Raw genomic sequence first — 9,040 nt, 5'->3', positions numbered from 1 at the left:
TCTGCGTTCCATAATACAGTAAATTTAGAATAAAAAATTAAACTTAAATTACTGTCCTATTTTTGGGGGAAATTATATATTAACCATTCACAATTAACCCTTAACCATTCACCATTCTAGTAGTACCCCTAAAGATAGTTGCAATGTACCTACACACAAAGAATTATTTTCTTATTTTAGACCACATCAAAATAAAACTACCATGAAATTAAAAATATGTCTTTCTATCCTGTTTGTTATTGGTCTAGTGCCAACCACTTTTGCTCAGGGTAGAAAACTCCCCGTAGATACTACCGTGGTTACCCAAAATAGCGTCACTATTAACGGTACACTCATTAATTATACAGCCAAAATAGGTACCCAACCCGTATGGGATGAGCTTGGCCAACCCATTGCTTCGCTACATTACACGTATTACACTCGGAATAATATTAGGAGTAGGGATGAGCGGCCATTGGTGATATCCTTCAACGGAGGTCCCGGTTCGGGATCGGTATGGATGCACCTTGCCTATACCGGGCCTCGGGTTTTAAAAATTGATGATGAAGGGTATCCGGTGCAGCCATACGGTGTAAAGGAAAATCCGTATTCTATTTTAGATGTGGCCGATATTGTATATGTAAATCCTGTAAACACGGGCTATTCCAGAACGATCCCTGAAAGTGGTAAGGAGGTAGATCGCAGCAAATTTTTTGGAATTAATGCAGATATTGCCTATTTGGCAGAATGGCTTAATACGTTTGTTACCCGAAATAATCGCTGGAACTCCCCGAAATATATTATTGGTGAAAGCTATGGGGGCGTTCGTGTCGCCGGTTTGGCCTTGGAACTTCAAAACAAACAATGGATGTACTTGAATGGAGTTATTATGGTTTCGCCGGCTGATTATAAAGTACTTCGAAACGATGACCCTACGGCCAGTGCCATTACCCTTCCTTATTACACCGCCACTGCTTGGTATCATAAGGCATTGGTGCCCGAATTGCAACAAAAAGACTTGTTAGAGATCCTTCCGGAATCGGAGGCATATACCATTAATACCCTAATTCCGGCTCTTGCCAAAGGAGGATTCATTTCCGAGGCAGAAAAGCAGGCAGTAGCTAAGAAAATGGCCTATTATTCGGGACTTACAGAAAAGGAGATTTTAGAACATAATTTAGTAGTTCCTACCCGTTATTTTTGGAAGGCATTATTGCGCGATGCATCGGGGTACACTACAGGAAGGTTAGATTCGAGATATCTTGGCCTAGACAGGCAATTGTCCGGTACCGGCCCCGACTATAGTGCCGAGCTTACCTCTTGGCTGCATTCTTTTACCCCGGCCATTAACTATTATTTACAAGAAGAACTCAAATTTAAGACAGATATAAAGTATTATATGTTTGGTCCTGTACATCCGTGGGACAATAAAGACGATACCACTAGAGACGATTTACGACAAGCCATGGCGCAGAATCCGTATTTAAATGTACTCTACCAGGCAGGGTATTTTGATGGAGCTACCAATTATTTCAACACCAAATACAGTATGTGGCAAACGGATCCCAGTGGACGCCTAAAAGATCGTTTTAGTTTTAAAGGATACCGGAGTGGTCACATGATGTATTTACGGCGAGAAGATTTACAAAATGCGAACAACGACCTTCGTCAATTTATTAAGCAAACGGCTGCCAATGGAAAACCGGCCAAGTATTAAGGCAACTTTTGAGGACATTGATAATTAACATAATACCTTCCATTTGGAGCATGTTCAAAAGCATTTTTTGTGGTTTCTGTGTGCTTATGTACTTGTTGTTGTTTGGTGCATGTAAACCTCCTGAAAAAAAATTTGATGAAAATAGCTATGTAGCCCATTTACTCCTAGCCAATACAACCTTACTAGTCACCGAAGTTGCTCGCAACTTAGAAGTGCCTTGGGATCTTGAAACGAAGGAATCGGGCTGGATTTGGTTTACACAACAGAAAGGAACCATAAGCAGACTACATCTGGCTACCGGCAAAATAGAGGAATTAATGCAGCTTACCGATGTATTTTATAGAAAATCGACCGGCTTGCTTAGCATGGTTTTGCATCCGGAATTTGCGTATAACCCTTATGTTTTTATCCATTATACCTATGCTGTTAAAGATGCACACTACAATGATGAAATTTTCTCTAAAATTGTACGGTATACCTTTGAAGACAAACAGTTAAAGGATGCCTATACGGTAGTAGATCGTATTCCAGGCAACACCTATCACAATGGCTCAAGAATGATCATTACTAGCGATAAGAAACTGTGGTTAGGTACCGGAGATGCGGGCAGCATATCGCTTACGCAAAACATAGCGTCTTACCATGGAAAAATTTTGAGGATGGAACTCGATGGCACTGTACCGGCAGACAACCCTTATCCTAATTCTTTGCTTTGGAGTATGGGGCATCGGAATATACAAGGTATTGCCTTTGGCAACGCTAAACTATATGCGTCTGAGCATGGTCCAAATAACGACGATGAAATTAATATTATTGTAAAAGGAGGCAATTATGGCTGGCCCAACGTAGAAGGATTTTGTGACCAAGAACGGGAAAAAACCTATTGCACGGATGTTGCCATTGAAGAACCACTTTTTGCTTGGACACCCACCGTTGCGGCTGCCGGATTGGTATATTACGACCACACGAGCATCCCGGAATGGAACAACAGTCTTTTGTTAGCTACCTTAAAAGGGCAAGCCTTACGCGTGCTTCAACTCGATGAATACGGCGACAACATTGAGGCAGAGGAAATTTATTTTTACCGTACTTTTGGTAGAATTAGGGATGTAGCAGTGGGTACTGAAGGTGAGGTATATATTGCCACCAGCAATTTGGATTGGCATCCGGGACATCAACCTTGGATGTACGATAGCCTATCTACTGCCAATGGCGATCGTATATTAAAAATTGAAATCGCCAACAAAGCCATGCAAAAACAACTTGCTACGCTAAAAAATCCGGTGCCTGTACTAGCGCATAAAGGGCCAATTACACTTCCTACAGAAAATTTTAATTTTAATGCGACCACAGCGGAACTTGAGAAAGGACAGGCGTCGTACCTAACCCATTGCGCCTCCTGCCACAGAGCAAATGGATCCGGAAATGTGGGGCAAATTCCGCCATTAGTACAAAGTGAATGGGTCTCCGGAAATGTAAGCCGTTTAATTGATGTAACTTTGCGCGGATTACAAACACCCATTACGGTAAATGGCATTGAGTATCATGGAGAAATGCCGTCGTATCGCAATTTGGAAGATAGGGAAATAACCAATATCTTAAACTATATTAGAGTTGCCTTTGGAGAAGCAAAGGGTACTATTGTTCCGGCAGATATTAAACATCAGCGCAAAGGACTTAATTAAATTGAAATACACATGGTACATCGTAACATCACTTTTATTGTACTGCTTATGGCAATGATCTTTCCGGCCTCATCCTATGCCCAAGATTGGGCAGATTTAAATCGATTTAAAGAGGCAAATTCAAAATTGAAAACACCTACGACAGATAAAAATCGTATCGTTTTTATGGGGAATTCCATAACTATTGGGTGGCAATCTGCTGATCCTGATTTTTTTGCGAATCCGGCGTATGTCAACCGAGGCATTAGTGGACAAACCACGCCGCAAATGTTGGTCCGTTTTCGTCAGGATGTGATTGCCCTGCAACCCAAGGTGGTCGTAATTTTAGCGGGCACCAATGACATTGCAGGAAATACTGGTCCTTCTACCATAGAAATGATTCGGGACAACATCATCTCGATGTCGCAATTGGCCAAAGCCAACGGTATTAAGGTTGTTTTGTGCTCCGTAGTACCGGCCTTTGATTATCCTTGGAAACCCGGGTTAGAACCTGCGCCAAAAATAGTAGCTTTAAACCAACTTATAAAAACATACGCGGACGCCAATGACATCGTTTATGTAGATTATTTTTCGGCCATGGCTGATGCCCGGAACGGACTCAGAAAGGATTTGGGCGATGATGGGGTTCATCCAAATAAAAAGGGATATGATATCATGAAACCCTTGGCGTTAAAAGCTATTGAAAAGGCGCTTGGCAACAATTGATCGCTGTATAAATAAAAAATTTCTTGAAACTGACTATCCGCGAGGCAAGCCATAGGGGTATTTGGCCAGTTTCATTTTGGCCTTTGGGCCAAAAATCGAAATTTTGCATTTCACCTGACCCGGAACTGCAAAAAGACAGTTCCGACCTCTCCAAAGGAGAGGTAAATAGGAAACCCCGACCCTTGGGTCGGGGAATCTTTAGATTGAAGTTTTTCTCAGACCTGGTTGTTTTAGGATGAACCGATGTAAATGTCGCAAACTGCTCTAATTTCTATTCTAATACCCTTTAAGAATACAGCTGCATTCCTGCCCGAATGCTTCGATTCAATTCTTAACCAAACCTATACCCACTGGGAAATAATTGCGGTAGACGATGGTTCCGAAGATGAAAGTTGGTCCCTAGTACAATCGTATGCAACGAAACATTCAAATATTAAACTTCGTTCTAATCATGGAAAGGGGATTATCCCGGCATTACAAACGGCGTATAAAGCGTCCTGCGGGGATCTTATTACACGCATGGATTCTGATGATATAATGACCGCCAACAAACTAAACGTGTTGGCAACGTCTTTACTGCGTAAAGGTGCGGGACATGTGGCGATAGGTAAGGTACGCTACTTTTCAAAAAGCGGTATTAGCGACGGATATGCCCGCTATGAAAAATGGCTTAATGGGTTAACGCAAAACGGCACCAACTACACCGAAATTTACAAGGAATGTGTTATTCCTTCTCCTTGCTGGATGGTGTATAAAACCGATTTAGATCGGTGCAATGCCTTTGATTTGGATCGATATCCTGAAGATTATGATCTTGCGTTTCGTTTTTACGAAATGGGACTACAATGTATTCCTTGCTCCGAAATCTTACATTTGTGGCGAGATTATGCCCATAGAACGTCCCGAACCAGTGTGCATTACGCTCAGAATTATTTTCTGGATATAAAACTGTATTATTTTTTAAAGCTCGATCGTGATGCAGAGCGACCCTTGGTGCTTTGGGGTGCAGGCGGTAAAGGCAAAAGCATTGCTAAAAAGCTTATTGAGTCACAAATTCATTTTTATTGGCTTTGCGATAATCCGAATAAGATTGGCAAAAAAATATATGGTATAGAAATGCTTCATTTCAATGTGCTAAGTCAACTAAAAAAACCTCAAAGTATTATTACCGTTGCCAATTACGACGCTCAAAAACACATTCGAAATCACTTACACGGTTTAGGATATACCGCCACGACGGATTCCTTCTTTTTTTGCTAGATTTTATTGAAATCTCGTACCGTACGTCTTTACCAAGTTTATAAACAAGGCCTAAGTTTCGATGAATAAGCCTATAATGTAAGATCATATTTTACTATATTTGGCAAATCAAAATTGGAAATGCAGTTTAAATATCCGGAACTTCTTTGGGCTTTACTCGCACTGCTAATTCCTATACTCATTCATCTTTTTCAATTACGTAGATTCAAAAAAACGCCTTTTACGAACGTAAAACTTTTACAAAAGGTAGTATCGGAATCTAGAAAAAGTAGCACTTTAAAAAAGTGGTTGTTGCTTTGCACCCGACTACTACTGCTTGCTGCCTTGATAGTTGCCTTTGCCCAACCCTTTTTTATGGCAGAAAATGCCTTAAAGGCTAGAGAGACGGTTGTTTATTTAGATGATTCCTTTAGCATGCAAGCCAAAACAGATTACGGTACTTTACTGGAAATGGCGGTACAAGATTTGCTAGCTACAGTACCAAAAGATGAAAAGCTAACCATTTTTACCAACACTAGAGTGTTTCAAAATGTTACTATTTTTGAAATACAAAACGAATTACTCGCGCTGCCTTTTACACCTAACCAATTGGGGTTAGACGATATTTTTCTGAAAGGAGCCACTTTGTTTCGTCAAAATTCTAGCACCTTAAAGCACATCATTTTAATTTCCGATTTTCAGAAACGCATGCAATCTGCCCAAATAGACACCTTGGGTTTTGCGAAAAAGTATGCGGTGCAGTTACGTCCTACCGCAACTGATAATATTGCCATAGATTCTGTGTATGTGGAAAATACGGGTGCTACCAACAGAGAACTTAAAGCCGTACTTTCTAGCAACTATGCTGTAGAAAGTGTACCGGTGTCGCTTTTTAACGGCGACGTGCTCATTGCCAAAACGGCTGCCTTTTTCGACGAACAAAATAAAGCGCTGCTAGCCTTTACACTTCCGGCAGACGAAATTATAGATGGTAAAATTACCCTATCAGATACCGGGTTAGCCTATGACAATCAATTTTACTTTAATATCAATGCGCAAGAAAAAATAAAGGTGCTCCTCATTGGCGACGGCAATACAACGTTCTTAGAACGCATTTTTACTGATGATGTGCTTACGCTTCAAAAATTTGGCATCAAAGATCTAAATTACGCCCTCATACCTTCGCAAAACCTTATTGTACTAAACGAACTTGATGCGCTTCCTACACCTTTACAAAACAGCTTACTATCTTTTCAGGCAGAAGGCGGTAGTTTGGTTATCATTCCTGCATTAGACACCGATGTATCGAACTATAATGCATTCCTGCCTAATTTCTATACCACGTCGATAGAGGAGAAAATAAATTCTGATAAAAAAATAACGACCATTGCGTACGACCATCCATTGTTCCGGAATGTTTTTGAGAAGAAAGTAACCAATTTTGAATATCCTAGTGTAGCCTCCTATTTCCGAATAAAAACGCGAGCTTCGGGCATCCTTTACTTTGAAAATAAAGAACCCTTTCTCGCAGGCGATATGGGCACGTATCTGTTTACAGCGTCTCTCTCCGAAGAGAATTCCAATTTTAAAAATTCGCCTTTAATCGTCCCCACGCTGTACAAAATGGGTAGTTCCAGTTTAAAATTACCCGACTTGTACCATACGCTAGGGCAAACTACCCAACTGGATATTCCCGTGGTTTTAGAAAAGGACGAAATTCTGAGGATGGACAAAGACGATTTTGAGTTTATACCCTTGCAGCAATCGTTTGCGAACCGAGTGCGTATTACCTTGCAAGACAACCCTACAGAAGCGGGCATATATACGTTACGAAAAGGAGAAGCAACACTACAGAAAAGTAGCTTCAATTTTATGCGTAAAGAAAGTGAGCTTACCTATATTCCGGAAAAAGAACTTCCGGCAGAACTGGTGCATCAATCGGTCGCATCACTTTTTAAGGATTTAGAAAAGGAAAATAGGATTACGCAGCTATGGAAATGGTTTGTTATTTTAGCCTTACTTTTTATGCTGACAGAAATCCTGATTCAAAAAATAGTAAAATGAATACACTTATTAAATCCGCTAAGATTATCGATGCTTCTAATAAGGGTCATCATCTTAAAACACGTGATATTTTAATTGAAAATGGAGTGATCTCTAAAATCGCCTCAGAAATAACGGAAGAAACCAATACAAAAGTTATCCGCTTCAACAATTTACACGTTTCTCTGGGTTGGTTTGATAGTAGTGTTAGCTTTGGCGAACCGGGCTATGAAGAAAGAGAAACCATTGCCCATGGTTTACAGGTGGCGGCTAAAAGCGGATTTACCGATATTGTACTTAATCCCAACACCTACCCTGTTCCGGACAGCAGCGCGGATATCGTATTTTTGAAAAATGCAGCCCAGGGGCAGGCGACACGATTACATCCTTTGGGCAGCGTTACTGTAAAATCGGAAGGAAAGCAACTCGCCGAACTATTTGATATGAAAAAGTCCGGAGCAGTTGGATTTTATGATTATAAAAACCCGTTGTGCAATTCCAATCTGCTAAAAATAGCCTTGCAATATGCAGAAAATTTTGATGGATTGATACACTCTTTTCCCCAAGATGCGGCAATCTCAGGAAAAGGTGTAGTAAACGAGGGTGAAGTTTCTACCCACTTGGGGCTCAAAGGTATCCCGGCATTGGCAGAAGAACTCCAAATGGTTAGAGATTTATTTATATTGGAATATACAGGGGGCAAACTTCATATACCTACCATTTCTACAGCCAAGGCCGTGAGCTTAATTGCCGAAGCCAAGAAAAAAGGGCTAAACGTGAGCTGTAGTGTAGCACTGCATAACCTTTTCTATGGGGATGAGGTCTTAAAAGAATTTGAAACGGCATATAAAGTGATGCCTCCATTACGTACTTCAACAGATATTAAAGCGCTGATTAATGGTGTTAAAGACGGAGTTATAGATTTTGTTACTTCAGATCATTTACCGGTAGCTATTGAGCAAAAACAAATTGAATTTGATCTAGCTATGCCGGGTACTTTGGGCTTAGAAACTGCCTTTGGCATCCTCAACACCATCTTGGACACCCCTAGGGCGATAACACTTTTAACCAAAGGACGAGAACGCTTCGGCATAAAAACCCCGAAACTTCAGGAAGGTGCAGCTGCCAATATGACGCTATTTGACCCGGATACGTCCTATGTTTTCAATGTAGGGCATATTCTTTCTACATCCAAAAACAGTATGTTCTTAGGAACTCAACTTAAAGGGCAGGTTTATGGCGTATTTTCTGGAAATACTATGGTCATTTAACTATATTTACCCTAAATATTTCAACATTATAACCTCAAAACAATATGGATCAAAAAACAAAAGAAGACGGAAAAACAATGGCTATTATTTGTTATATCACCTTTATTGGCCTTCTTATTGCCTATCTTATGAATAACAATACGCAAAATGAATTTGCCAAATTTCATATTGGCCAATCGGTACGGGTGGTTATTTTAGTGGTCGCCAATATGGTTTTAGGGCAAATACTCCCCTATTCCTTGAGTATAATTAACTCTATTATTGGTCTAGGTGCACTTGCCTTACTCGTTATCGGTATCATTAATGCCGTTAATCTAAGCACTAAGCCATTACCTATAATTGGTACTATTGGCGCCTAATAGAAGTATAACCTACACCCGATTATAAAATTAGATTATAGG

General features: G+C 40.4%; 7 protein-coding genes. All 7 read left to right on the top strand.

The annotated features are described in order from the left end of the window. The first annotated feature begins 202 nt into the window (after nucleotides 1-202). The 7 genes from U1E44_RS15375 (at nucleotide 203) to U1E44_RS15345 (ending at nucleotide 8,998) form a co-directional block, all read left to right on the top strand. Complete coding sequence (locus tag U1E44_RS15375; RefSeq protein ID WP_322931998.1) at nucleotides 203-1,696, top strand: S10 family peptidase; 1,494 nt, start codon at nucleotides 203-205, stop codon at nucleotides 1,694-1,696. A gap of 50 nt (nucleotides 1,697-1,746) precedes the next feature. Beyond that, nucleotides 1,747-3,381, top strand: a complete 1,635-nt coding sequence (locus U1E44_RS15370) for a PQQ-dependent sugar dehydrogenase (protein WP_322931997.1) — start codon at nucleotides 1,747-1,749, stop codon at nucleotides 3,379-3,381. Nucleotides 3,382-3,393: 12 nt separating this feature from the next. Next, nucleotides 3,394-4,086, top strand: a complete 693-nt coding sequence (locus tag U1E44_RS15365) for an SGNH/GDSL hydrolase family protein (protein ID WP_322931996.1) — start codon at nucleotides 3,394-3,396, stop codon at nucleotides 4,084-4,086. A 249-nt stretch (nucleotides 4,087-4,335) separates the two neighbouring features. After that, entirely contained in the window at nucleotides 4,336-5,346 is a 1,011-nt protein-coding gene (locus U1E44_RS15360) for a glycosyltransferase (protein WP_322931995.1), read from the top strand. Nucleotides 5,347-5,466: 120 nt separating this feature from the next. Beyond that, nucleotides 5,467-7,389, top strand: coding sequence for a BatA domain-containing protein (locus U1E44_RS15355; protein WP_322931994.1), 1,923 nt, complete (start codon nucleotides 5,467-5,469; stop codon nucleotides 7,387-7,389). Continuing rightward, the gene (locus U1E44_RS15350) at nucleotides 7,386-8,639 is read left to right on the top strand and encodes a dihydroorotase (protein ID WP_322931993.1); all 1,254 of its coding nucleotides are present in this window, start codon (nucleotides 7,386-7,388) and stop codon (nucleotides 8,637-8,639) included. The genes U1E44_RS15355 and U1E44_RS15350 overlap by 4 nt, the downstream gene beginning before the upstream one ends. A 44-nt stretch (nucleotides 8,640-8,683) precedes the next feature. After that, nucleotides 8,684-8,998 (top strand): hypothetical protein, encoded by a 315-nt coding sequence (locus tag U1E44_RS15345; protein ID WP_322931992.1) that lies wholly within the window; start codon nucleotides 8,684-8,686, stop codon nucleotides 8,996-8,998. Nucleotides 8,999-9,040: the final 42 nt, after the last annotated feature.

This window comes from Aurantibrevibacter litoralis (assembly GCF_034651555.1).
Taxonomy (GTDB): Bacteria; Bacteroidota; Bacteroidia; order Flavobacteriales; family Flavobacteriaceae; genus Aurantibrevibacter; species Aurantibrevibacter litoralis.
This window is presented reverse-complemented; position numbering and strand designations above follow the sequence as displayed.

Coding starts and splice junctions, on each gene's coding strand:
- U1E44_RS15375 (WP_322931998.1), top strand. CDS start 203: ATGAAATTAAAAATATGTCTTTCTATCCTGTTTGTTATTGGTCTAGTG.
- U1E44_RS15370 (WP_322931997.1), top strand. CDS start 1,747: ATGTTCAAAAGCATTTTTTGTGGTTTCTGTGTGCTTATGTACTTGTTG.
- U1E44_RS15365 (WP_322931996.1), top strand. CDS start 3,394: ATGGTACATCGTAACATCACTTTTATTGTACTGCTTATGGCAATGATC.
- U1E44_RS15360 (WP_322931995.1), top strand. CDS start 4,336: ATGTCGCAAACTGCTCTAATTTCTATTCTAATACCCTTTAAGAATACA.
- U1E44_RS15355 (WP_322931994.1), top strand. CDS start 5,467: ATGCAGTTTAAATATCCGGAACTTCTTTGGGCTTTACTCGCACTGCTA.
- U1E44_RS15350 (WP_322931993.1), top strand. CDS start 7,386: ATGAATACACTTATTAAATCCGCTAAGATTATCGATGCTTCTAATAAG.
- U1E44_RS15345 (WP_322931992.1), top strand. CDS start 8,684: ATGGATCAAAAAACAAAAGAAGACGGAAAAACAATGGCTATTATTTGT.